The following is a 21,644-nucleotide window of genomic DNA, read 5'->3' on the forward strand; positions in this document are numbered from 1 at the left end:
GAGGAGCGCCATGGGAAAGCACCACTGGATCCGGGCCGGCCGGCGGCGTGACCGCGAGCTCTTCCGGGACCGCCTCGCCCTGCCGCCGGTCCTGGCGGTGCTCGACGCCCACCGGCGGCTGCGCGGGCCCTACACCGCCGTGGGCACGCTGATGCGGTCGATCCTCCCGGACGCCCTGCGGCGCCTTCCGCGGCTGGGGCCGGAGCACAACATCGAGATCCTGACCACCACGCCGGAGCTGGCCCACCTGGTTCCCCCGGCGTGGACCACGCTGGAGTGGGCCGCGGGCAAGGGAGAGCGGACCCGCTTCTACTCCCGGCTGCACACCCTGAACATCGCCAACGGCCTGGCCGAGTTCCTGCGCGACTACCTGAGGGAGCTGGGCGGGACGCACACGCTCGTCGTGGAGAACGTGCACGAGGCCGACCCGACCGACCAGGAGTTCGTCGCGGTCCTGCTGCGGCGCGGCGACCTGGAGGGGCTGACGGTCGTGGTGGGCACCGGTACGGACCCGGTCGCCGACCCGCCGGGTGAGATCACCGTCTCCCTGGCCCGGATCCTCGGCGAGCACGCCGAGCCCCTCGACGCCCCGCCGGCCGAGACGCCGCAGGAGGCGCCGGCCGGGACGGAGGAGGAGCGGGCCCGCCTGGCCCGGGCCTACGTGGAGGCCGACGGCTGCGCCGACGACCCGCTGCTGCTGGAGGCCTATCTGGCGCTGCCCCCCGGCGAGCGGGCCCGGCTGCACGACGAGCGGGCCGCGGTGCTGGCCGGGCAAGGAGAGTTCTCCCTGCTGCTGGGGGCGGTGCCGTACCACGCCGAGCACGGCGGCGACCCCTCCGGCGCCGGTCTGGCGGCCTTGCGCACGGCGATGGACCACTGCCGCGGCATCGGCCTGTACCAGGCGGCGGCGGACCTGGGCCTGCGGGCCAGGGCGATCGTGGACCGGTCGGCCCAGGAGGAGCTGTGGTGGCACTTCGCCAACGCGACCGGCACCACCCTGGCCTCCCTGGGGCGGGCCGACGAGGCGCTGGCGGTCTACGAGGAGGCCAGGGCCGCCACCGATGCCCCCGAGGCCCACATGGACCTGGCCTACGGGACGGCGATGCTGTACGCCCGGCACTATCCGGAGCCGCGCCGTGATTACCGGATGGCCAGGGCGTGGATGAACACGGCCATCGCCATCGCCTCCCTGCTGCCCGATCCGTCCAGGCGTGCCTTCCACTCGGTGTTCGGCCACAACGGGCTGGCGCTGGTGGAGGTGCGGCAGAACCGGGCGACGGAGGCGCTGCGGATGCTGGAGGAGGGCATCGCCCGGCTGGACCGGGAGCTGGGGCCGGACGAGCACGCCCTGCACCGTGCCGTCCTGCGCTACAACCGGGCGCAGGTGCTGGGCATGATGGGCCGGTTGGAGGAGTCGCTGCGGGACTATCTGTCGGTCGTCGAGCTCGACCCCGACTTTCCCGAGCACCACTTCAACGTGGGCAACATCCTGCGGCGGCTGGGCCGTCATGAGGAGGCGGTCGCCGCCTATCGTGAGGCGCTGCGTCTGTCGCCGCCGTTCCCCGAGGCGTACTACAACCTCGGTGACACCCGGCTGGAGCTGGGGGACGCGCAGGGTGCGCTGGAGGACTTCGGCTACACCCTTGAGCTGGATCCGGCCCACGTCGACGCCCGGGTGAACCGGGCGGCGCTGTTGCAGCAGCTGGGCAGGGGTGAGGAGGCCTGGCGGGATGTGACCGCGGGGCTGGTCCTGGCTCCGGGGAACGCGCACCTGCTGTGCCTGCGGGGTCAGTTGCTGGCCGAGCGCGGTGAGGTGGACGAGGCCCTGCGGGCGCTGTCGGAGGCGCTCGATCGTGACGGGCGGCTGGCCGAGGCGTGGGCGCTGCGCGGGGAGCTCGCCTACGGCGGCGGTGACCTGGAGGGGGCGGCGCGTGATCTGGAGCGGGCGGTGGAGCTGAGCGACGCGCCCGAGGTTCGTTTCAACCGGGCCGTCGTCTATCAGGAGTGCGGGCGTTACGGTGAGGCGGTCGCCGACTACGAGGCCGTGCTGGCGGTCGCCGATGACGAGGAGAGCCGGGAGCGGCTGAGTTCGTGTCTGGTGGCGCTGGGCCGGTCCTGAAGGGGCGGGGCGTGGTGGCGCTGTGGTCGGCGGGGCGGGCCGGGCCGGTTCCGCCGGGATCGGGGTGTGCCGATGCCGGTTAGTTTCGAGCAGTTCGCCGGGGCCATGGCGCGGGTGCCGGGGCCGGTGGCGGTGGTGACCACCGTCGACGGCTCCGGGCGCCGCTGGGGGTTCACCGCCAGTTCCTTCGTGTCGTTGTCGGCCGATCCGCCGCTGGTGCTGGTCTGTCTGGGCAAGGAGGCCAGTACGTACGAGGCGTTCGCCTTCTCGCGGTGTTTTCTGGTCAGTGTCCTGGCGTGCGGGCAGGCCGGTGTCGCGGCGCGTTTCGCCGCCTCCGGGGTGGATCGGTTCGAGGCCGGGGACACGGTCGTGGCCGAGCTGGGGCTTCCCGGGGTGCCGGGGGCGGCGGCGCGGCTGGGGTGTTCCATGCACGAGGTGCTCGACGGTGGCGATCACAGCATTCTGGTGGGCCGGGTGGAGGCCGTGGCGCGGGGTGATCGTCCGGCGCTGGTGTACTGCGATCGTGTTTTCGCCCGGCCTGCTGTCGCGGAGGATGCGGGGCGGGTGGTTTCGGCGTCGTGACGGTCCGGTGGGGCTCCTTTCCGGGGCCTGATGCCGGTGATTGCTGCATAATTTTACTTATGCAGCATTTGTGCCCCGCTCCTCCGGGCGGGCCGTCCGGGGCTCGCCTTCGCCGTCCTGCTGCGGATCCTGTTTCCGGGTGCCGGGTGCCGGGTGCCGGTGGTCGCGGCGGGAAGGCCGCCCGCACGCCTCGGGCCCGGGAGGCGCCGGCCCGTCCGGTGAGGGCCGTCCGGTGAGGGCCGTTTTCCCTTGCCCGGTCGCCGCGATGGAGGCCGGGCCGGTGGGTTGCGGGTCTTGGCGGGATGTTTGATGCATAATCGCATATGCGTCGGTTGTGGGTGATCTTTTCCTTCGGGTACGGAGGTCGCGATGGATGGTCGTGATCCGCTGGTGCTCATGCGCGTGCCGGAGGCGTCGGCGGAGTTCCTGTCGTCGCTGCGGACGAAGAAGCTCTCCTCCCACACGATCGCCGGATACGACAGTGACCTGCGGATCGTCGCCAGGCTTGCCGCCGAGCGGGACGGGGTGGCGATGGCCGACCTCGAGGTGCGCCGTTTGACGGGGCGTCTGATCAGGGGGGCGTTCGCCGATTTCGCCGACGACCGTTCGGCGGCCAGTGTCAATCGCGCGTGGAGCGCGTGGAACCAGTTTCTGACGTTCTGTGTCGCCGAGGGGATGCTGGAGGGCAATCCCATGGCGGCGGTCCCCCGGCCCAGGCAGCCCGCCAAGGCGCCCAAGCCTTTGCTGGGTGACGGGTCGGCGTCGGCGACGCTGCTGGAGCGGGTCGCGGCGGGGGCCCGTAAGGCTCGTGATCCGTGGGTGGAGCGTGATCTGGTGGTGCTGGGGCTGGCGCTGGTCACCGGGATGCGCTCGGCGGAGTTGCTGGGGCTGACGCTGGGGTCGATCGGCGGTTCCGCCGGTGATCGGCGGGTGCAGGTGGTCGGCAAGGGGGGCAGGACGCGGTCACTGCCGATCGAGCCGCCGGTCGAGGAGCTTGTCGGGCGATATCTGCACAGTCGTATGGTGCGTTTCGGGCTTGCCTCACTCCCCCACTCGGCGGCGTTGCTCGTCGACACGCGCAACGAGCCGCTGCGCCGGGGCGGGCTGCAGTACCTGGTGCGGCAGTGTTACCGGTACGCGGGGGTTCACGATCGGGTGCAGAAGGGCACGCTGGTGCACGCGCTGCGTCATGAGTTTGCGACCAGGCTGGCCGAGCGTGGTGCCTCGGCTCATGAGTTGATGGAGTTGCTGGGGCATTCCTCGATCGTGACGGGACAGGCCTATGTGGCGTCCACGGCGCGTGAGGTGCGTCAGGCGGCGCGGGGTAATCCGGCCTACGGTGTGCTCGACCGGTTGCTGGACCGTGACGACGACGGCGGCGGCGGGGATGCGTAGGGGCCGGTGGTGGGGCCGACGGTGGGGCCGGCGGTCTTTCAGGCGGGTGGCCGGACTCTTCTGACCAGGCGTGCGGCGGCGCGGTGGCTCATGCCGGTCTGGCCGCGGACGAGGAAGACGGCCTGGTCGAATTCGTCGGCGGCTTTGAGCTGGAGGACCTGTTCGATGAGTTCGGGGCCGAGGCCGCCGCCGAAGAGGGTGTTGCGGGGGCGCTGGGCCAGTCGTACGGCGAGGACGATCAGGCCGACGATCACCACCACGAGGATCGCCGTGAGGAGGATGGTGACGATCAGGTTGGACATGGGGTGAGCGTACCTCTGTGGGGTGAGGTGTGGGGGTTGGGTACGGGAGGGAATTCGCGGGGCGGGGCGAGTGCGATGTTCGGGTTTCAGGGGATGGGGGTTCGGCGGGGCGGTTCGATAATCGCTTGTGGAAGTGTCGTAGGCCTCTGTTACGGTCCAGGGCGTGTCTGAACCTCTTATTCGCGCGCGGGGGCTGGTCAAACGGTTCGGTGATTTCGTCGCGGTCGACGGGATCGACCTGGAGGTGGCGCCGGGAGAGGCCTTCGGGTTTCTGGGGCCGAACGGGGCCGGTAAGTCCTCGACGATGCGCATGATCGGCTGTGTTTCGATGCCGACCTCCGGTGAGCTGCGGATTTTGGGGATGGATCCGGTGCGGGAGGGTGCGAGGATCCGGGCGCGGCTGGGGGTGTGCCCGCAGCTGGACAATTTGGATCCGGATCTGAATGTGCGGGAGAACCTGACGACTTATGCGCGCTATTTCGGGTTGTCGAGGGCGCGGGCGCGGCAGCGGGCCGAGGAGTTGCTGGACTTCGTGCAGCTGAGGGAGAAGGCCACGAGCAGGGTCGAGCCGCTGTCGGGGGGGATGAAGCGGCGGCTGACGATCGCCCGGGCGATGGTGAACGACCCTGATCTGGTGCTGCTGGACGAGCCGACGACCGGGCTGGATCCGCAGGCGCGGCATCTGCTGTGGGAGCGGTTGTTCCGGTTGAAGCAGGGGGGCACGACGCTGGTTCTGACCACGCACTACATGGACGAGGCCGAGCAGCTGTGCGATCGGCTGGTGGTGATGGACGGCGGGCGGATCGTGGCGGAGGGGTCGCCGCGTTCGCTGATCGAGCGGTATTCCACGCCCGAGGTGGTGGAGTTGCGGTTCGCCGACGAGGTGGACTACAGCGGCAAGCTGGCGGGGATCGGGCGGGTCGATCCGTTGCCGGATCGGGTTCTGCTGTACGCCGAGGACGGGGACGCGGCGGTGGCGGAGGTGCATCGGCGGGGGCTGACGCCTTCGAGTGTGCTGGTGCGCCGTTCGTCGCTGGAGGATGTGTTCCTGCAGCTGACCGGCCGGACGCTGGTGGATTGAGATGGTCCATCCGACGGTTGCGGTGCTGGAGCGGCATCTCTCCCTGTATCGGCGGCTGTGGCGGGCGTCGGTGTTCTCCTCCTTCGTGCTGCCGGTGTTGTTCCTGGTCAGCATCGGGATCGGGGTGGGGAGGCATGTCGAGGGGATCGGCGGGGTGGACTACCTGGCGTGGATCGCGCCGGGGGTGATGGCCTCGACGGCGTTTCAGATGGCGGCGGGCGAGTCGACGTATTCGATCCTGGGTGACTTCCAGTGGGTGCGCGGCTATCACACGATGCGGGCCACTCCGGTGGAGATCCGGCACATGGTGGCGGGCTGGCTGCTGTACGTGCTGTTGCGGGTGGAGGTCGCGGCGCTGGTCTTCCTGGGGGTCACGGGGTTGTTCGGCGCGTTGCGCTCGCCGTGGGCGGTGGTGACTCCGGTGATCGCGGCGTTGGTCGCGCTGGCGGCGGCGGCGCCGGTGATGGCGTTCTCGGCGAGCATCCGTCACGACAGTTATTTCGCGTTGCTGTTTCGGTTCGTGATGATTCCTTCGACGTTGTTCGCCGGGGTGTTCTTCCCGGTGGAGCAGTTGCCGCAGGTGGTGCGCCCGCTGGCGTATGCGTCGCCGCTGTGGCACGGGGTGGAGCTGGGCCGGGCCGCGACGCTGGGGGCCTCTCCCCCGTGGCCGGTGTGGGCGCACGTGGCGGGTCTGCTGGTGTTCGTCGTGGGCGGTGTGACCTGGGCGGTCGCCGCCTTCCGTAAGCGACTTCGGGACTGAGACATGGTTTCTGCGATGTTGGCCGCCCGGGTGTCGCCTTCCCGGGTGGGTGCGGTGGTGAGCCGTAACGTGGGGGCGCTGCGGTCGGGGCCGTCGTACTGGCTGGTGCTGGTCTCGGGTTTCTTCGAGCCGCTGCTGTACCTGCTGTCGATCGGTGTCGGGGTGGGGGCGCTGGTCGGTGATCTGCGGCTGCCGGGTGGCCGGGTGGTGGACTACGCCGTGTTCGTCGCTCCGGCGATGCTGGCCGTCTCGGCGATGTCGGGGGCGTTGGCGGAGACCACCTTCAACTTCTTCTTCAAGATGAAGTACTCCAAGACGTTCGAGGCGATTTTGGCGACGCCGGTGAGGCCGTTCGAGATCGCGGTGGGCGAGCTGGCGTGGGCGATGGTGCGCAGTTCGGTGTACACCGGTGCGTTCCTGGTGGTGATGGTGGCGCTGGGGCTGGTGCAGGTGGGGTGGGCGCTGGCGGCGTTTCCGGCGACGTTGCTGGTGGGGGTGGCGTTCGGCGGGGCCGGGATGGCGATCAGCACGGTGATGCGGGGCTGGCAGGACTTCGACATGCTGAACACGGGGCAGTTCGCGCTGTTCCTGTTCTCGGGGACGTTCTCGCCGGTGCAGGACTATCCCCCGGTGCTGGCGACGGTGGTGGAGGTGACTCCGCTGTATCACGCGGTGGAGCTGGTGCGGGGGCTGGCGATCGGTGAGCCCGGCTGGGGGTCGCTGGGACATGCGGCGTATTTGCTGGTGATGGCGGTCGTCGGGCTGGTGTTCGCGGCGCGGCGGGTGGAGCGCCGGCTGTGTGTGTAGAGGTGGGGGCGGCCTGTCAGGGGATGGTGAAGGGGGTGGCGGAGACGACGGAGGTGATCGGGAGCGGGCCGTAGATGTGGGGGAAGGCTTCGGCGGAGTCGGCGGGGATCTCCATCCGGACGTCCAGGCCGGTGGGGTCGATGCCGAGGAGGACGAGCGGGTCGGTGACGTGGCGGTAGAACCGCTGGACGACTCCTCGCAGCTGGGTGTGGTCGGTGCAGGCGTGGATGAATCCCTCCTGTTCGAGGGTGCGGCCGAGGGTGGAGACGCGGTACTCCCCCGCTTTCTGGGCCGCGTGCCAGTCGGCGGTCAGGGCCAGGTGCAGGATGGTCATGGGGTGGCCTCCGTGGTGGTGGGGGGCGGGCGGCGTCGCGTTTCACGCTGCCGCAGAGGATATTGGAGTCCGGTGTGGGGGCGGCGGGCCGGAGGGCGGCGCCGTCGGTGTGGGCGCCGGCCTCGGGTTGCTCGCAGGGGGCGGCTCAGGGGGCGGCTCAGGGGGTGTGGCGGCGGGCGTGCCATTCGCGGCGCAGGATCGCGTAGATCAGTTCGTCGGTCCATTCGCCCTTGACGATCTCGTTCTCCACGAGATGGGCCTCCCTGCGCATGCCGAGGCGTTCCAGGACGCGTGCGGAGGCCGTGTTGCGGCCGTCGAGGCGGCCGGTGACGCGGTGCAGTTCCAGGCCGTCGAAGCCCAGGTCGAGCAGGGCTGTGGCGGTCTCGACGGCGTATCCCCTGCCGTGGTGGCGGGGGTGGAGGACGTAGCCGATCTCTCCGCCGCGGTGTTGGCCGCTGTGCCAGAACAGCACGCAGTCGCCGATCAGTTCGCCGGTGGCGGCCAGTTCCACCGCCAGGGTCAGGGCCTGTCCCTCTTGGGTCAGCTCCGTCTGTTTGATCTTGGTTTCGAGTGCCTCGGCGGTCTGTTCGAGGTCGCGGGGTCCCCAGTACAGGTAGCGGGCGACTTCGGGCAGTGAGTGGAAGGCGTGCAGTGCCCGCAGGTCGCGGTGGGTGAAGGGGCGCAGGAGCAGGCGGGGGGTGCGGATCGGGTAGGAGGGTTTCAGCACCCGGTCAGGGTAGAGGGGTGGCGGGCGGCGGGCCACACGTTATCGCGGGGGCGGCTCAGTGGGTGCCTCCGGCGAGGTTGAGCACCACCACCCCGCCGATGATGAGGGCGATGCCGGCGATCTTGGTCAGGCTGAAGGTCTCGCCGAGGAACAGCACGCCGATCGCGGCGATCACCGCGGTGCCGGCTCCGGACCAGACGGCGTAGGCGGTGCCGACCTCCATCTGCAGTTTCAGTGCCCATCCCAGCAGGGCGAAGGCCGCGGCGTAGCCGGCCACCACCGCCAGCGACCAGCCCTTGTGCGTGAAGCCGTCGCTCAGTTTGAGGGCGGTGGTCGCCGTGATCTCGGCGATGATCGCTCCCGCTAGAATCAGCCACGCCATGGTGCTCCCCCGGATCGGTCCACAACCGGCTATGACCGTACCGGTTTTCGGGCGGTCTGCGTGGGGGGTTCCGGTCTGGTCGCTGTGGTTCCACTTGCGAGGGGTGTCGAAAGCGTGTTCCACTGATCGGCATGCGTTGGGAGGCGCCCGCTCTGCTCGCCGAGCCCGCCGAGACCCGGCCGCGAATCGAGCGCGCCGCGGTGGTCCGGGTTCACGGTGCGCTGACCTGTTACGAGGTGCAGGCCCGCACCGCGCTCGAGCGCACCCCCGGCGGCTGGGCGGTCAGCCCCTATCGGGGCTGCGCCCAGGCGTGCCGTTATTGCTCGGTACGGCGAGGCCACCGCTACCTCGGACTGGACTCCGGCGCCGACTTCGACTCCCGGATCGTGGTGCGCGCCAACATCGTGCGGCGGCTGCGCGCGGATCTGGCCTCCCGATGGGACGGTGAGCACGTCGACGTCGGCCTGACCGGTGACTGCTACCAGAGCGCCGAGGAGGTCTACCGGCTGATGCCGGGTGTGGTGGCCGCGCTGCGCGAGGCCGGGGCGCCTTTCACCGTGCACACCAAGAGCACGCTGATCCTGCGTGATGCGGAGTTGCTGGCCGCGGCCCCCGGTGCCGGTGTGGTGGTCTCGGTGGCCTTCGTCGACGACCGGATCCGCCGGACGGTGGAGCCGGGCGCGCCCGGGGCGCAGAAGCGGCTGGAGCTGGTGGCCGAGCTCAACGAGCGCGGTGTGCCCTGCGGGGTGGCGATGGCGCCGATCCTGCCGTTGCTGACCGACTCCCCCGACCAGCTGGCCGCCACCGTCCGGCGTGCGGCGGCCGCCGGGGCCGTCAGTCTCAGCCCGCAGGTGCTGCGTCTGCCGCCCGGTGCCCGGCAGTGGTACATGGCCTGGGTGCGGGAGCACCACCCGGCGCTGGTGACCCGCTACGACGAGCTGTACGGTGCGGGGCCGGAGGCCGATCCCGGTTATGTGCGGCGTGTCACCGGTCAGGCCCTGCAGCTGGCGGCCCGCTACGGCATGAGCCCGACCCGGCCCGAGCAGCCCCTGCCGCTGGCGTTGCCCGCTCCTCCCCAGCTGACCCTGCTGTGAGCCGGCCGTCCCCGCTGCGACCCCCCGGCGGTGCGGACAGCGAGGGAGACGGGCCGCCCGGGCCGCCCGTCACGCCTTGAGGGCGCTGCCCTTCCGCCACTCCTTGAACGGCATCTGCCAGAAGCCCCAGCCGTTGTTCCACTCCAGGTCGCGGGTGGTGCCGGTGATGGTGATCACGTCGCCGCGCTGGACCTGCTCGTAGAACCACTTGGCCTGGTCGGGGCGGGCGTTGACGCAGCCGTGGCTGACGTTCTGGCGGCCCTGGGCCCAGACGTTGTTCAGCGCGTGGACGTACTCTCCGCTGTTGGAGAAGCGCACGGCATGGCCGATCATCAGGTCGTAGTAGCCGGGGTCGCCCTTCTTGCGGCCGGGGGAGATCATCCGCTCGGGGTTGGCCTTGCCCATGGCCAGGTGCACGCCGCTGGTGGTGGTGTACTCCCGGGTGTCTCCCTTGCCCGCGCTGATCAGCATGGTCTGCACGATCTTGCCGTCGCGCTTGACGATCATCTTGTGCTTGCGGGTGTCGACGGTGGAGATCTGGGCCGCGCCGATCTGGATGACCTTGGTGAGGTCCTTGACGCCGTACATGTCCTTGCCGCCCCGCACGCCCTTGATGCGGGCGGTGAAGGTCACCTTCTGGTGGGCGGGCCAGAGCCTGGCGGTGCGGTAGATCACGGTGGTGTCGTTGATCCACCGCCAGGCCCCGGTGACGGGCTTTTCGGCCTTGACCTCCAGGGCCTTCTCCACGGCGGCCTTGTTGGTGATCTGCTGGTTGAAGGTGACGATGATCGGCGCCCCCACGCCGACCTTCTCTCCCTTGATGGAGGGGGTCACGTCCGCCACGGCCAGTTCGACCTTGGGCTTGAGGGTTGTGAAGGAGCCGGTTGCGGTCGTGCCGTCCACCGTGCGCGCCGAGACGTTGTAGGTGCTGGAGGGCATCAGCGGCACCGTGGAGACCCACTTGGTGCGGCGGGCGTCGAAGTCGCCCTCCAGCCGGTGGCCGCCGCCTTGCACGGTGACCTCCTCCAGCGCCCCGTTGGAGACGGTGATGACGACCTTCCTGTCCGGGCGGACGGGGGCGCCGCCCTCGGCGGGGCTGATTTTGATCACCGGGGCGGCAGGGGGCTGCACGGTGGAGACGCCGGGGCTGGCGCCGGCTTGGGGGTTCGTGGCGGGTGAGCCGCCTGAGCAGGCGGCGGCGAGCATTCCGATGGCGGCCAGGGCGATCCCGGCCATCGGTGTCCTGAGACCACGACGTTCCACGTTCGGCACAGCTTTCTCCCCCACGACCACAAAGTGCGTCTAAAAACTTTAATAGGTGATGCATATGGGGAGCGCATGGTTCGTACGACTTGGGTCACGTTTGCATCACTTCTCGGTGGCCGTGCGTGAGGGGGCCGAGCAGGGCGTATGCCGCCGGTGCGGTACACGGGCGTGATCGGTGCCGCCGCGGGCGCGTCAACGGCTCCGGCCGGGGCATGCGGTGGGTGCGGGAGCGCCGGGCGGTGCCCGGCCGGTCGCGCCCGGATCACCGGGCCGCCCGCCGAAAGATAGGCTCGGTTGACCATCTCGAACGGAAGGCGTGGGTGATGAGCGCAGCACGGCCCGCCGACGACACCGCTCGCGTCACCGCCCGCACCGGCGGCGAGGAGGTCGTCGAGACCGCGCACGCCCCCGGGCGGGATCTGCTGCGCGCCATCGTCGAGGCGTCCGGCGAGGGCGTGGTGCTCTGCGGCGCCGACGACGTCGTCGTCATGCTCAACGCCGCCGCGGCCCGGCTGGCGCCGGAGGTCGTCCCGGGACGGCCGGTGACCTCGGGCGGGGCCGGGGCCCTGTTCGACCGTGACCTTCCCGAAGGTGAGAGCCGCGAGAGCGAGCACGGGCCCTTCAGGCTGCGGGTGCGCCGTGAGGCCTTCGGCGTCCGCCACCGTGCCTGGTACCTGCGCGACGTCACCACCGAGTCCGCCAGGACCGACGCGCTGCTGGCCGAGCGCAGGCGCACGGAGTTCCTGGTGGAGGCCGGTGCCCGGCTGTCGGCGTCGCTCAACACACGCCGCTGTGCCCGCGCCGCGGTGGAGCTCGCCGCCGCCTTCCTGGCCGATGCCGCCATGGTCGTGCTGCCGCCCGCCGGGCGGCGTCAGGCGGGCTGGCTGCGCGCCACCGCCGGGCGGCGGACGCTGGAGGAGGGCTCGATCGGCGCGGACGCCACCGCGAGGGTGCCCGGCCTGACGGAGGCCCTGGCGGGTTTTCCGCCGGTGCCCAGCCGCTGGCTGGATCCCGGGCAGGTGCCCGCCTGGCTGCTGCCTGACGGTTTCGGCCCGGCCGGGCACCTGCTGGTCACCCCGCTGCCCGGCAACGGGGTGCCGGCCGGGGCGCTGGTGCTGGCCCGCGGCCAGGACGGTGCGTCCTTCGACGAGGAGGCCGAGACCCTGGTGCGGGTGTTCGCCGCCAGGGCGGGCACGGCGCTGTCGGCCGCGACCCTGTATCAGGAGCAGAGCGCGACCAATGCGATCCTGACCAGTGGCCTGCTGCCGCCCGAGCTGCCCGACGTGGCCGGCGTCCGGCTGGCGGGCTCGCTGCGCGCCGCCCAGCAGGCGGGACTGATCGGCGGGGACTTCTACGACGTCTACCTTCCCGACGCCGACGCCGGCGCCGATCCCGGCGCCGAGGCAGGCGGGCCGCTGGTGGTCCTGGGCGACGTCTGCGGCAAGGGGGCCCGCGCCGCCGTGCTGGCAGGGCAGGTACGGCAGTCGCTGCGCACGCTGCTGCTGGTGGACGACCGGCCCGAGCGGCTGATGCCGCTGCTCAACCGCTCCCTGCTGGCCTCCCCCTCCCCCAACTCCTACGTCACCCTCGCGCTGGGCGCTCTGCGGCCCGGCCGCGACGGTCACGTGCGCGTGGATCTGATCGTCGCCGGGCACCCGCCGCCGCTGATCCTGCGGCGCGACGGCACCGTGCACGAGACCTCCGCCCGCGGCTCGCTGCTGGGCGCGCTGAGGAACACCGTGCTGACCCCGGCCGCCGTCGACCTGGCGCCGGGCGAGGTGTGCCTGTTCTACAGCGACGGCATCACCGAGGCGTTCGGCGGTCCCAGCGGCCGGGAGATGTACGGCGGGCAGCGGCTGAAGAACGCCCTGGCGACCTGCGCGGGCATGCCGGTCTCGGCGGTGGTGGAGCGGCTGGAGCAGATCAGCACCGACTGGCTGGCCGGAACCACCCAGGACGACCGGGCGCTGCTGGCCGTACAGGCGGAGCCCGCCCGATGAGCCTCACCATGGCCCACGGCGACCTGCGGGCCGCCGGGGAACGCTACCTGGAGCGCATCGGCCAGGCCGACGAGTTCGGCGCCGTCGACATGGTGCTCGGCCTGCTGGAGGACGGCGTGAGCGCCGAGAACCTGCTGCTCGGGCTCATCGCGCCCGCCCAGCGGCGCGTCGGCGAGCTGTGGGCCGCCAACCGCTGGTCGGTGGCCCGTGAGCACGGCGCCACGGCCGTCAGCGAGCGCGCCGTCGCCGCGATCGCGGCCCGCGCCAGGCCCGAGCCGGTCCTCGGCCGGATCACGGTGGCCTGCACCGACGGCGAGTACCACGCGCTGCCCACCCGGTTGCTGGCCGAGGTGCTGCGGCTGCGCGGCTGGCAGGTCGACTTCCTCGGCGCCAGCGTGCCCGGCCCGCACCTGATCACCCACCTGCACCAGACCGGCCCCGACGCGGTCGCGCTGGGCTGCGCCCTGGCCACCCGCCTGCCGCGCGCGCACGCCACGCTCACCGCCTGCCAGGCCGTCGGGGTGCCGGTCCTGGCCGGCGGCGCCGGGTTCGGGGAGGACGGCCGTTTCGCCGGGCTGCTGGGCGCCGACGGGTGGGCTCCCACCGCCGACGTGGCCGCCGACCGTCTGGCCGGCGGCGGGCTGCCGCCCTTCCCCGCCGCCCCGGGCACGCTGGCCCACCTGTCGGATGAGGAGTACACCCATCTGACGCGCCGCCGCGGCGACCTGCTCGGTGCCGCGATGACCGCCCTGGCCCGCGCCTACCCGCCGATGGCGTCCTACACCGTCCCGCAGCTGGACTCGACGGCCGAGGATCTGGGCTACATCCTCGACTTCCTGGCCGCGGCCCTGTACGTCGACGACGCCGAGCTGTTCACCGCTTTCATCGCCTGGAGCACCGGTGTGCTGCTGGCGCGCGGTGTGCCGGCCGGGGCGCTCAAGGCGGGGCTGCGGGTTTTCCACGGGGAGCTGCGAGACTTTCCCCGCGCCCGTCACCTGCTGGTCCTGGCGATGGAGGCGGCGAACGCCGCCGATGCCGAGTTGGAGATCTGACGATAGATGCTCGAAAAGACCCCGTTCCGTACCGAGACGCAGAACACCGCTCCGGACACCGCGCTGATGGTGCTCACCGGTGATCTGGACTACGACACGGCCGCCGAGCTCTTCACCCTGGCCCAGGGCCTGTTCCCCGGGAGGGTCCGCCACCTGGAGATGGACCTGTCCGGCCTGAACTTCGTCGACTCCTCGGGGGTGGCGGCCCTGATCAACGTCTACAACGCCGCCTGCGCCCATGACGCCACCATGCGCATCGTCGCCCTGACCCCCTACCTGCGTCACCTGTTCCGGGTCACCGCCCTGGACCAGGTGTTCGACCTGCCCGCCCAGGACGGCTGACCCCGGTCGTCCGGCCGCCGCCGCCCGATTACTCCTCCCGCAGTCCCTCCGGCCGCAGCGCCCGGCGCAGGATCGGCCGGGCGGCCCGTGCCACCAGCGTCGCGGCCAGCACGCCGATGCCCGCCATGAGCGTGGCCCGGCCGGCGGCGTAGGCGAGTGCCCCCGGCGCCTGCAGGTAGACGTCGGGCAGCGTCAGGACGATGAGCGCCGTCCCGGCCACGGCGGCCACGGCGCACACCGGCAGTGCCGCGATGAGCGCCTGGCGGGTGAGGACCCGGCCCAGTGCCGGGCCCGGCGTGCCCGCGGCGGCCAGGGCGGCGAAGGAGTGCCGGTGTTCCAGCAGGTCTTCGGCCTGGTGCACCACGAGGGCGGCGGCCGAGGTGGTCAGCGCGATCAGCAGGGCGAGGTCCACGAGCAGATAGGCCAGGGCGAAGTCGGACAGGCCGCCCTGCACGATGATCACTCCCTGCTGGGCGCCCACGACCGAGCCGAAGAACACGGTCAGCCCCACCACCGACAGCGCGCGGGCCCATCCCCGGGGGTCGGCCTCGACGATCCGGGCCGCCAGCAGGGTCTCCGCCACCTCGGTGCGCCGGCCCGCCCGCCGGGCGGCCGCCCTGATCAGCCAGGCGGTGCCGAGGACGAGACCGAACAGCAGCGCCACCGCGCCGGCCGTGATGGCCAGTGCCGTGGCGTAGGGGCCGCCGGGGAACCTGCCCCGGGCGAGGAACCCGGCGGCGAACAGGGCGGTTCCCAGCGCGGCCAGCACCAGGTCGAGCCCCCTGGGCCCGGCCGGGCGGGCCCGCCGGACCACGCCCAGCGGGGAGGTCACCACATGACGTCCGGCCATCAGCCCGGACAGGGTCCCGCCGAGTGTCACCGCGGCGAGGATCACCAGCGCCCACACCGGCGGGATCAGGGGCACCGCGCCCTCCAGCGCCCGCGACAGCGCCAGGTCGACCAGCAGGTACAGCGCGGCGCCGGCCAGCCCTCCCAGCAGGGTCCATCGGCCGCTGTCGTAGGCCCCGAGCAGGCGCACCTCGCGCGGGGTGGCTCCGGCCAGCCGGAGTGCGGCCAGCCGCCGCTCCCTGGTCGCGGTGGCCAGGCGGCTCACCTGGTGGCCGAAGGCCACCGTGGGCACGACCAGCAGGGCCAGCGCCAGCGCGGTGAGCGCCCGGTCGTCCGGCGTGGCGAAGGCGCCCAGGCGCTCGTCCGGGGCCTGGGCGCCGACGGTCAGCAGGGTCACCGCCGCGCACAGCAGGAACGTCGCGAGGGCCGCCCCCGAGGCCATCAGGCGCCCCCGTACCCGCTCGCGCCGGGATCCGCCCCTGGCGAGCATCCGCATCACGGTGATCACACGGTCACCTCGGCCGTCACACCGTCGCGCAGCGCGATCTCCCGGTCGGCGTAGGCGGCCACCCGGTTGTCGTGGGTGACGATCACCAGTGTGGTGCCGGCCTCGCGTACCGTGCCGGCGAGCTCGTCCATCACCCGCTCCCCCGCCAGGGAGTCGAGCGCGCCGGTCGGTTCGTCGGCGAAGACCACGCGCGGGCCGGTGACCAGCGCGCGGGCCACGGCGACGCGTTGTAACTGGCCGCCGGATAACTCGCCGGGCCGCCGGTCAGCGCAGCCGGCCACGTCCAGCCTCTCCAGCCAGGACCGGGCGGCCAGCTGTGCCCGCGCGCGGTCGTGCCGGTTGAACAGCAGCGGCAGGGCGACGTTCTCCTGCGCGGTCAGCTCCGGGACCAGCCGTCCGGACTGGAAGACGACGCCGAAGTTCTCCCTGCGCAGTTTCGTCCGGTCGGCCTCGTCGAGGGTGTCGACGCGCCGCCCGTCGAGGCGGACCTCCCCCGACTCGGGGCGGATGATCCCGGCCAGGCAGTGCAGCAGGGTGGACTTTCCCGAACCGCTCGGCCCGGTGATCGCGACGATCTCCCCGGCGTCGATCCGCACGGACACGCCGCCCAGCGCGACGGTCCGGGCGTAGGTTTTGCGCAGGGCGTGTGCCTCAAGCATCGATTTCCTCCGTGAGATCCGTGAGCCGTTCCATCGCCGTCTCGATCCAGCGCAGGTCGGCGTCGAGGTGCTGGAGCGCGTAGTCGGCGGCCAGCGCCTGGGCGGGTGATCCCGACGTCCTCTCCGCGGTGAGCTCGCGCATCCGCCTCAGATGGGCGGCGCGCTGCCTGAGCAGGTAGCCGTCGGCGGCGGCACCGGCCATGATCGCCACCACCACGCGTGAGATGAGCGCGCTGGACACGTGCGGTGCGGGCGCCTCCACCTGTTCCAGCCATCGCATCAGCTCGGCCAGGCCTTCCTCGGTGATGGCGTACACCGTGCGCTCGGGGCCGCCCTCCTGCAGGGTCTGGGTCACCTCGGCGAACCCGTCCCGCTGCAGGCGCTGCAATGTCGCGTAGATCTGTCCGTAGGCGAGCGGTTTGGCGCCCGGCAGACGTTGGTCGTGCTCGCGTTTGAGCTCGTATCCGTGCTTGGGCCGTTCCGCGAGCAGCCCCAGCACGACGTGTCCGGTCGACATGATCACAACTATACATTCAGCGTATACATCGAATGAATAGCTGGATCCGGTTCCGTGCCCCCAGGCCGCGGGCAGGGCCGTCCGGCCGGTCAGGACGTACGGCGGGCGGCGACCGCCCGGCGGGTCTCCTCGGCGACCAGGTCGGCGTTGATCTGGGCCGCCGCGAGGGCGCCCGCCGCCGCGGCGGCGCCGACATGGGCGGCCAGATCGGTGACGTTGCCCGCGACCCACACCCCGGGCACGTCGGTTCGGCCGCCCGCCTCGCAGGGGATGTGCTCCCCCATCCCCGACGGGTGTTCCACCGGCCGCAGTCCGAGCGGCGCCAGGAAGCCGGCGCGCGCCGTCATCCGCGGTGAGACGGTCAGCACCTCACGGCCGACCAGCGTGCCGTCGTCCAGCCGCACGCCCACGAGGCGGTCCTGTTCGATCTCCAGGGACGCCACCTCGCCGTCCACCACGCGGATGCCGCGGGCGGCCAGCTGCTCGCTCTCCTCGCCGGTCGGCGACGGCCTGGTGTGGGTGAAGAACGTGACATCGGCGCTCCACTGCCTGAACAGCAGCGCCTGGTGCACCGACATCGGCCCGCTGGCCAGCACGCCGATGGGCCGGTCGCGGACCTCCCAGCCGTGGCAGTACGGGCAGTGCAGCACATCGCGGCCCCATCGGGCACGCAGGCCCGGGACCTGCGGCAGTTCGTCGACCAGCCCGGTGGTCACCAGCAGGCGCCGCGCACGGGTCTCCCGGCCGTCGGCCAGCCGTACGGTGAACCCGGCCTCCTCGCGCGTCACCGCGCCGATCTCACCGGACACGATGTGGCCGCCGTAGCCGCGGACCTCGGCCCGGCCGCGTTCCAGCAAATCAGCCGGCGGGATCCCGTCCAGGCCCAGCATCCCGTGGGCGTTCGCCGCCGGGGCGTTGCGCGGGGAGCCCGCGTCGATCACCACCACCGGCCGCCGCGCCCGGGCCAGCATCAACGCCCCGTTCAGCCCCGCGGCACCTCCCCCGGCCACCACCACGTCATAGTCGTCTTCGAGCAGCTCGGTCACTGTGACCACCTCCACGTCAACCCTGCACACCCGCCCCCGATTCGGGCAAACCTCGTTGCCGATACGGCAACAGGCCGCCGTCCAGGCGACGGCCGGGGAGGAGACCGGCTCCGGGGAGTCGTCGCCGAGGACGGGCGGCGATCCGCCCGCCTGGCCTGCCCGGGTACGCCGCATCCGAGGACGGAAAGCGGGGGAACAGGGCCTGCGGCCGGCGCCGGCCGCAGGCCCGGGGGTCACGGCGAGCGCAGCCGGTGGGTGAGGCTGGTGTGACGGCGCCCGGCGCCACGGGTCCGCACCGTCTGCGCCAGCGCCCGCCGTGAGCCCACGATGACGACGAGCTTCTTGGCCCGGGTGATCGCGGTGTAGAGCAGGTTGCGCTGCAGCATCATCCAGGCGCTGGTGGCCAGCGGGACGACCACCGCCGGATACTCGCTGCCCTGGGAGCGGTGGATGGACACCGCGTAGGCGTGGGCCAGCTCGTCCAGCTCGTCGAAGGCGTACTCGACGTTCTCGTCCTCGTCGGTCAGCACGGTCAGCTTGTGGTCGTCGGGCTTGATGTCGACCACCATGCCCACGGTGCCGTTGAACACCCCCGCCGCGCCCTTGTCGTAGTTGTTGCGCAGCTGGGTGACCTTGTCGCCGACCCGGAAGACGCGCCCGCCGTAGCGGCGTTCGGGCATGCCCTCCCGGGAGGGGGTCAGCGCCTCCTGCAGCACGGTGTTGAGGTTGCCCGCCCCCGCCGCGCCGCGGTGCATCGGCGCCAGCACCTGCACGTCCCGGCGCGGGTTGAGACCGAACCTGCGCGGGATCCGGTTGGCCACCACGTCCACGGTCAGCGCCGCGATCTCCTCGGGCTCGTCGCAGGGGAACAGGAAGAAGTCGGCCATGCCCTCCAGCACCGGCGGCAGGCCGGTGTTGACCCGGTGGGCGTTGGTGACCACGCCCGACTCCTGCGCCTGGCGGAAGATGTGCGTCAGCCGCACCCGGGGGATCTCCTCCTCGGCGGCCAGCAGGTCGCGCAGCACCTCCCCCGCGCCGACCGAGGGCAGCTGGTCGACGTCCCCGACGAACAACAGGTGCGTGCCCGGGGCCACGGCCTTGACCAGCTTGTTGGCCAGCAGCAGGTCGAGCATCGAGGACTCGTCGACCACGACCAGGTCGGCGTCCAGGGGGTTGTCGCGATCGAAGGTGGCGTCCCCGCCGGGGCGCAGCTGCAGCAGCCGATGCACCGTGGTCGCCTCGTGACCGGTCAGCTCGGCCAGCCGCTTGGCCGCCCGGCCGGTGGGCGCGGCCAGGATCACCTTGGCCTTCTTGGCCCTGGCCAGGGTGACGATGGAGCGCACGGTGAAACTCTTGCCGCACCCGGGGCCACCGGTCAGCACCGCGACCTTCTCGCTCAGCGCCAGCCGTACGGCCTGCGCCTGCTCGGCGGCGAGCTCGGCGTTGGTCTGCTTGCGCAGCCACTCCAGCGCCACGTCCCAGTCGACCGACCTGAAGGCGCCGAGCCGGTCGTGCCCGGAGTTCAGCAGCCCGCGCAGCGAACCGGCCAGCGACAGCTCGGCCCGGTGGAAGGGGACCAGGTAGACCGCGGGAACGATGTTGTCGCCCGCCGGGATCTCCTCCCGGACGACTCCCTCCTCCGCGACGAGCTCCTCCAGGCACTGGACGGTCAGCTCGGCCGGGACCTCCAGGATCTTCACCGCGTCGGAGACGAGGTTGGGCGCGGGAAGGTAGCAGTGACCGTCGTCGGCGGCCTGGGACAGGGTGTAGCGCAGGCCCGCCTTGACCCGCTCGGGGCTGTCGTGCGGGATGCCGACGGCCTGGGCGATGGTGTCGGCGGTCTTGAAACCGATCCCCCACACGTCGTCGGCCAGGCGGTACGGCTCGCTCTTGACCACCGTGATGGAGGCGTCGCCGTACTGCTTGAAGATCCGCACCGCGATGGAGGTCGACACCCCGACCCCCTGCAGGAAGATCATCACTTCTTTGATGACCTTCTGCTCCTCCCAGGCGACGGCGATCATCTTGGTCCGTTTGGGGCCGAGCCCGGGAACCTCGACCAGCCGCTCGGGAACGGTCTCGATGATCTCCAGGGTGTCCACGCCGAAATGGTCGACGATCCGCTCGGCCATCTTCGGCCCGATGCCCTTGATCAGCCCGGAACCCAGGTAACGCTGGATGCCCTGCACGGTCGCCGGCAGCACGGTGGTGTAGGACCACACCTCGAACTGCCTGCCGTAGCGCGGATGGGAGGTCCACCGTCCGGTCAGCCGCAGCGACTCCCCGGGCTGCGCGCCCAGCAACGGCCCGACCACGGTCAGCAGCTCGCTTCCCGAGCGTTCGGTGGCCACCCTGGCGATGGTGTAACCGGTCTCCTCGTTGGCGTAGGTGATCCGTTCCAGCACGGCCTCGAGCACGGCGCCGGGAGCACGCTCCGTCGAAGGGGTGGTCATGCCGGGTATTCTGCCGCAGCCGGGTGACGTTTCGTCCCGGCGGCGGCCGTACGCGGCCCCGGCGGCCCCGGCGGCCCAGGCGGTTCGGTACGGCCCGCATGGCCCCGGGAGGGGCCGGAGTGCGGCGGCCGGGCACGGCGTGACCGGCCGCCCCGGCCCGTCACACGGGCTGGACCGTTCTGCCGATCTCGTCGAACAGCGCCTGCCTGCCGTCCTGGTCCGTGCTGAGGGTGACGATGCAGGTCTTGCCCGGGGACTGCACGTAGTACTGCGTGCCCCTGATGTCGATCCCGCGGGCCGGCAACGTGTACACCACCCGGATCGCCTTGCCCGCGTCGATCGGCACCTCGCCCGCTTCGGAGATCTTGGCGCCGAACTGCTGCAGCTGCCCCTTGATGTCGGCGATCATCCTGTCGGCCGGGGGCGGGGTCTGCTCGCTGTCCTGGCAGAAGCCGTTGAGGTTGGTGGCGAACCCGTTGCGCGAGGTCTTGACCGACGCGCGGTCGGCGGCCCAGATCGCCTTGTTGTCCGCCAGCGACCGCAGGCTCCGCTTGGCCTGCTGGAGCGCCTCGCCCGACAGGCCGGTCCGCTTCAGCTCCTTGTCGACGTCGGCCGTGGCCAGGTCGAGCGCGATCCACTCCTGGGGGACGGCGATGGTGAGGCCGTTGGCGGCGCCGCCGACCCGTTTGAACCCGGCGGGCACGGCGCCCTTCGTCGGCGCACCGGTCGGCGACGTCCCGGGGGGCGTCCCAGTCGGTGCTCCAGTCGGTGCTCCAGTCGGTGCTCCAGTCGGTGCTCCAGTCGGTGCTCCGGGCGATGTCTCCGTCGGTGTCTCGGACGGTGTGGGCGACGGATCGGCCGCCGGAGCCCCGGCCATGCCGACGGACGCGACGTTCCCGCAGGCCGTGGCCAACGCCAGGCACAGCACGCTTGTGGTCAAGATGCGATTTCGGCTCCGCACCGGACTGTCCCCCTTTTCTCGCGGCCCCGAGGCCCGTGCTCGACGTGACCCGCCGCCCTCGGAGCGGACCACGGCGGGCCCCCGCCCGCCACGCGACACTCTCATTCGATCACGGAAAGTGACGATACTTTCCCGATCGCGAGTCACGTGATTGGTGCATGCCCCGTACGGCGCCGCGTCAGCCGGTCTCCGGGCGACGGCGCCCCGGCCTCACCCGGCCTTCACCCGGCATCACCCGGCCTTCACCGGGCCGGACGTCCCCCGGACGCCGGACGAGCACACGGCCGCCCCGGAGTGACGGGGCCGGTGAAGGACGACGCCCGGCCCGAGGGGAACGCGGTGTCCTCGATGACGATCTTCGTCCGGCCGCCCCGCGGCCGGTAGAACGACACCATCAGCAGATGCAGG

Annotated in this window: 21 protein-coding genes; 10 read left to right on the forward strand and 11 right to left on the reverse strand. The window is 71.8% G+C overall.

Annotated elements, in window-relative coordinates; translation table 11 throughout:
- The first annotated feature begins 10 nt into the window (after nucleotides 1-10).
- The 3 genes from AB0N02_RS46275 (at nucleotide 11) to AB0N02_RS46285 (ending at nucleotide 4,096) form a co-directional block, all read left to right on the forward strand.
- Entirely contained in the window at nucleotides 11-2,119 is a 2,109-nt protein-coding gene (locus AB0N02_RS46275; protein ID WP_363961367.1) for a tetratricopeptide repeat protein, read from the forward strand.
- A gap of 72 nt (nucleotides 2,120-2,191) precedes the next feature.
- Nucleotides 2,192-2,701, forward strand: coding sequence for a flavin reductase family protein (locus AB0N02_RS46280; RefSeq protein WP_363961369.1), 510 nt, complete (start codon nucleotides 2,192-2,194; stop codon nucleotides 2,699-2,701).
- A 369-nt stretch (nucleotides 2,702-3,070) separates the two neighbouring features.
- On the forward strand, nucleotides 3,071-4,096 hold the full coding sequence (locus AB0N02_RS46285) for a tyrosine-type recombinase/integrase (RefSeq protein WP_363961371.1): 1,026 nt from the start codon (nucleotides 3,071-3,073) through the stop codon (nucleotides 4,094-4,096).
- A 38-nt stretch (nucleotides 4,097-4,134) separates the two neighbouring features.
- Here the strand turns inward: AB0N02_RS46285 and AB0N02_RS46290 are convergent, their stop codons facing one another.
- Nucleotides 4,135-4,398, reverse strand: a complete 264-nt coding sequence (locus tag AB0N02_RS46290) for a hypothetical protein (protein WP_363961373.1) — start codon at nucleotides 4,396-4,398, stop codon at nucleotides 4,135-4,137.
- A gap of 163 nt (nucleotides 4,399-4,561) precedes the next feature.
- Between AB0N02_RS46290 and AB0N02_RS46295 the strand changes: the two genes are divergently transcribed.
- Genes AB0N02_RS46295 through AB0N02_RS46305 form a run of 3 tightly spaced genes read left to right on the forward strand, consistent with a single transcriptional unit; the run spans nucleotide 4,562 to nucleotide 7,046 of the window.
- Nucleotides 4,562-5,479, forward strand: coding sequence for an ABC transporter ATP-binding protein (locus AB0N02_RS46295; RefSeq protein WP_363961375.1), 918 nt, complete (start codon nucleotides 4,562-4,564; stop codon nucleotides 5,477-5,479).
- A gap of 1 nt (nucleotide 5,480) precedes the next feature.
- Nucleotides 5,481-6,239 carry an ABC transporter permease gene (locus tag AB0N02_RS46300; RefSeq protein WP_363961377.1) on the forward strand — a complete coding sequence of 253 codons (759 nt, stop codon included), beginning with the start codon at nucleotides 5,481-5,483 and terminating at the stop codon, nucleotides 6,237-6,239.
- 15 nt (nucleotides 6,240-6,254) lie between these two features.
- Complete coding sequence (locus AB0N02_RS46305) at nucleotides 6,255-7,046, forward strand: ABC transporter permease (RefSeq protein ID WP_363961379.1); 792 nt, start codon at nucleotides 6,255-6,257, stop codon at nucleotides 7,044-7,046.
- Nucleotides 7,047-7,062: 16 nt separating this feature from the next.
- On the opposite strand, the gene AB0N02_RS46310 is transcribed toward AB0N02_RS46305, so the two are convergent.
- From AB0N02_RS46310 to AB0N02_RS46320, 3 genes are all read right to left on the reverse strand, one after another.
- Complete coding sequence (locus AB0N02_RS46310; RefSeq protein ID WP_363961381.1) at nucleotides 7,063-7,380, reverse strand: DUF952 domain-containing protein; 318 nt, start codon at nucleotides 7,378-7,380, stop codon at nucleotides 7,063-7,065.
- A gap of 157 nt (nucleotides 7,381-7,537) precedes the next feature.
- Nucleotides 7,538-8,107, reverse strand: coding sequence for a GNAT family protein (locus AB0N02_RS46315; protein ID WP_363961383.1), 570 nt, complete (start codon nucleotides 8,105-8,107; stop codon nucleotides 7,538-7,540).
- 55 nt (nucleotides 8,108-8,162) lie between these two features.
- Complete coding sequence (locus AB0N02_RS46320; RefSeq protein ID WP_363961385.1) at nucleotides 8,163-8,489, reverse strand: multidrug efflux SMR transporter; 327 nt, start codon at nucleotides 8,487-8,489, stop codon at nucleotides 8,163-8,165.
- 131 nt (nucleotides 8,490-8,620) lie between these two features.
- Here AB0N02_RS46320 and AB0N02_RS46325 point away from each other — a divergent pair, with 131 nt between their 5' ends.
- Complete coding sequence (locus AB0N02_RS46325; protein ID WP_363961387.1) at nucleotides 8,621-9,583, forward strand: radical SAM protein; 963 nt, start codon at nucleotides 8,621-8,623, stop codon at nucleotides 9,581-9,583.
- 69 nt (nucleotides 9,584-9,652) lie between these two features.
- On the opposite strand, the gene AB0N02_RS46330 is transcribed toward AB0N02_RS46325, so the two are convergent.
- Nucleotides 9,653-10,855, reverse strand: a complete 1,203-nt coding sequence (locus tag AB0N02_RS46330) for an Ig-like domain-containing protein (RefSeq protein ID WP_363961389.1) — start codon at nucleotides 10,853-10,855, stop codon at nucleotides 9,653-9,655.
- A gap of 317 nt (nucleotides 10,856-11,172) precedes the next feature.
- Here AB0N02_RS46330 and AB0N02_RS46335 point away from each other — a divergent pair, with 317 nt between their 5' ends.
- The 3 genes from AB0N02_RS46335 to AB0N02_RS46345 are packed head-to-tail and all read left to right on the forward strand — an operon-like array spanning nucleotide 11,173 to nucleotide 14,243.
- Complete coding sequence (locus AB0N02_RS46335; protein ID WP_363961391.1) at nucleotides 11,173-12,849, forward strand: SpoIIE family protein phosphatase; 1,677 nt, start codon at nucleotides 11,173-11,175, stop codon at nucleotides 12,847-12,849.
- Nucleotides 12,846-13,901 (forward strand): cobalamin B12-binding domain-containing protein, encoded by a 1,056-nt coding sequence (locus AB0N02_RS46340; RefSeq protein WP_363961393.1) that lies wholly within the window; start codon nucleotides 12,846-12,848, stop codon nucleotides 13,899-13,901. The genes AB0N02_RS46335 and AB0N02_RS46340 overlap by 4 nt, the downstream gene beginning before the upstream one ends.
- A 6-nt stretch (nucleotides 13,902-13,907) precedes the next feature.
- Nucleotides 13,908-14,243, forward strand: a complete 336-nt coding sequence (locus AB0N02_RS46345) for an STAS domain-containing protein (protein WP_363961395.1) — start codon at nucleotides 13,908-13,910, stop codon at nucleotides 14,241-14,243.
- A gap of 28 nt (nucleotides 14,244-14,271) precedes the next feature.
- Here the strand turns inward: AB0N02_RS46345 and AB0N02_RS46350 are convergent, their stop codons facing one another.
- From AB0N02_RS46350 to AB0N02_RS46375, 6 genes are all read right to left on the reverse strand, one after another.
- A complete protein-coding gene (locus AB0N02_RS46350) occupies nucleotides 14,272-15,600 on the reverse strand; it encodes a hypothetical protein (protein ID WP_363961397.1) in 1,329 nt (442 codons plus the stop codon).
- Nucleotides 15,597-16,259 (reverse strand): ABC transporter ATP-binding protein, encoded by a 663-nt coding sequence (locus AB0N02_RS46355; RefSeq protein WP_363961399.1) that lies wholly within the window; start codon nucleotides 16,257-16,259, stop codon nucleotides 15,597-15,599. Before AB0N02_RS46355 ends, AB0N02_RS46350 begins: the two co-directional genes overlap by 4 nt.
- On the reverse strand, nucleotides 16,252-16,776 hold the full coding sequence (locus AB0N02_RS46360) for a PadR family transcriptional regulator (RefSeq protein WP_363961401.1): 525 nt from the start codon (nucleotides 16,774-16,776) through the stop codon (nucleotides 16,252-16,254). Before AB0N02_RS46360 ends, AB0N02_RS46355 begins: the two co-directional genes overlap by 8 nt.
- Nucleotides 16,777-16,865: 89 nt before the next feature.
- On the reverse strand, nucleotides 16,866-17,822 hold the full coding sequence (locus tag AB0N02_RS46365) for an NAD(P)/FAD-dependent oxidoreductase (RefSeq protein WP_363961403.1): 957 nt from the start codon (nucleotides 17,820-17,822) through the stop codon (nucleotides 16,866-16,868).
- Nucleotides 17,823-18,055: 233 nt separating this feature from the next.
- Complete coding sequence (locus AB0N02_RS46370) at nucleotides 18,056-20,275, reverse strand: ATP-dependent RecD-like DNA helicase (protein ID WP_363961405.1); 2,220 nt, start codon at nucleotides 20,273-20,275, stop codon at nucleotides 18,056-18,058.
- Nucleotides 20,276-20,435: 160 nt separating this feature from the next.
- A complete protein-coding gene (locus AB0N02_RS46375) occupies nucleotides 20,436-20,978 on the reverse strand; it encodes a hypothetical protein (protein WP_363961407.1) in 543 nt (180 codons plus the stop codon).
- Between the last annotated feature and the right edge of the window lie 666 nt (nucleotides 20,979-21,644).

It is taken from the genome of Streptosporangium sp. NPDC051022, assembly GCF_040683035.1.
Classification (GTDB): domain Bacteria; phylum Actinomycetota; class Actinomycetes; order Streptosporangiales; family Streptosporangiaceae; genus Streptosporangium.

Excerpts from the sequence above, each read along its gene's own strand:
- AB0N02_RS46275 (WP_363961367.1), top strand. The coding sequence starts at position 11 with ATGGGAAAGCACCACTGGATCCGGGCCGGCCGGCGGCGTGACCGCGAG.
- AB0N02_RS46280 (WP_363961369.1), top strand. The coding sequence starts at position 2,192 with ATGCCGGTTAGTTTCGAGCAGTTCGCCGGGGCCATGGCGCGGGTGCCG.
- AB0N02_RS46285 (WP_363961371.1), top strand. The coding sequence starts at position 3,071 with ATGGATGGTCGTGATCCGCTGGTGCTCATGCGCGTGCCGGAGGCGTCG.
- AB0N02_RS46290 (WP_363961373.1), bottom strand. The coding sequence starts at position 4,398 with ATGTCCAACCTGATCGTCACCATCCTCCTCACGGCGATCCTCGTGGTG.
- AB0N02_RS46300 (WP_363961377.1), top strand. The coding sequence starts at position 5,481 with ATGGTCCATCCGACGGTTGCGGTGCTGGAGCGGCATCTCTCCCTGTAT.
- AB0N02_RS46305 (WP_363961379.1), top strand. The coding sequence starts at position 6,255 with ATGTTGGCCGCCCGGGTGTCGCCTTCCCGGGTGGGTGCGGTGGTGAGC.
- AB0N02_RS46310 (WP_363961381.1), bottom strand. The coding sequence starts at position 7,380 with ATGACCATCCTGCACCTGGCCCTGACCGCCGACTGGCACGCGGCCCAG.
- AB0N02_RS46320 (WP_363961385.1), bottom strand. The coding sequence starts at position 8,489 with ATGGCGTGGCTGATTCTAGCGGGAGCGATCATCGCCGAGATCACGGCG.
- AB0N02_RS46325 (WP_363961387.1), top strand. The coding sequence starts at position 8,621 with ATGCGTTGGGAGGCGCCCGCTCTGCTCGCCGAGCCCGCCGAGACCCGG.
- AB0N02_RS46335 (WP_363961391.1), top strand. The coding sequence starts at position 11,173 with ATGAGCGCAGCACGGCCCGCCGACGACACCGCTCGCGTCACCGCCCGC.
- AB0N02_RS46340 (WP_363961393.1), top strand. The coding sequence starts at position 12,846 with ATGAGCCTCACCATGGCCCACGGCGACCTGCGGGCCGCCGGGGAACGC.
- AB0N02_RS46345 (WP_363961395.1), top strand. The coding sequence starts at position 13,908 with ATGCTCGAAAAGACCCCGTTCCGTACCGAGACGCAGAACACCGCTCCG.
- AB0N02_RS46355 (WP_363961399.1), bottom strand. The coding sequence starts at position 16,259 with ATGCTTGAGGCACACGCCCTGCGCAAAACCTACGCCCGGACCGTCGCG.
- AB0N02_RS46360 (WP_363961401.1), bottom strand. The coding sequence starts at position 16,776 with ATGTCGACCGGACACGTCGTGCTGGGGCTGCTCGCGGAACGGCCCAAG.
- AB0N02_RS46370 (WP_363961405.1), bottom strand. The coding sequence starts at position 20,275 with ATGACCACCCCTTCGACGGAGCGTGCTCCCGGCGCCGTGCTCGAGGCC.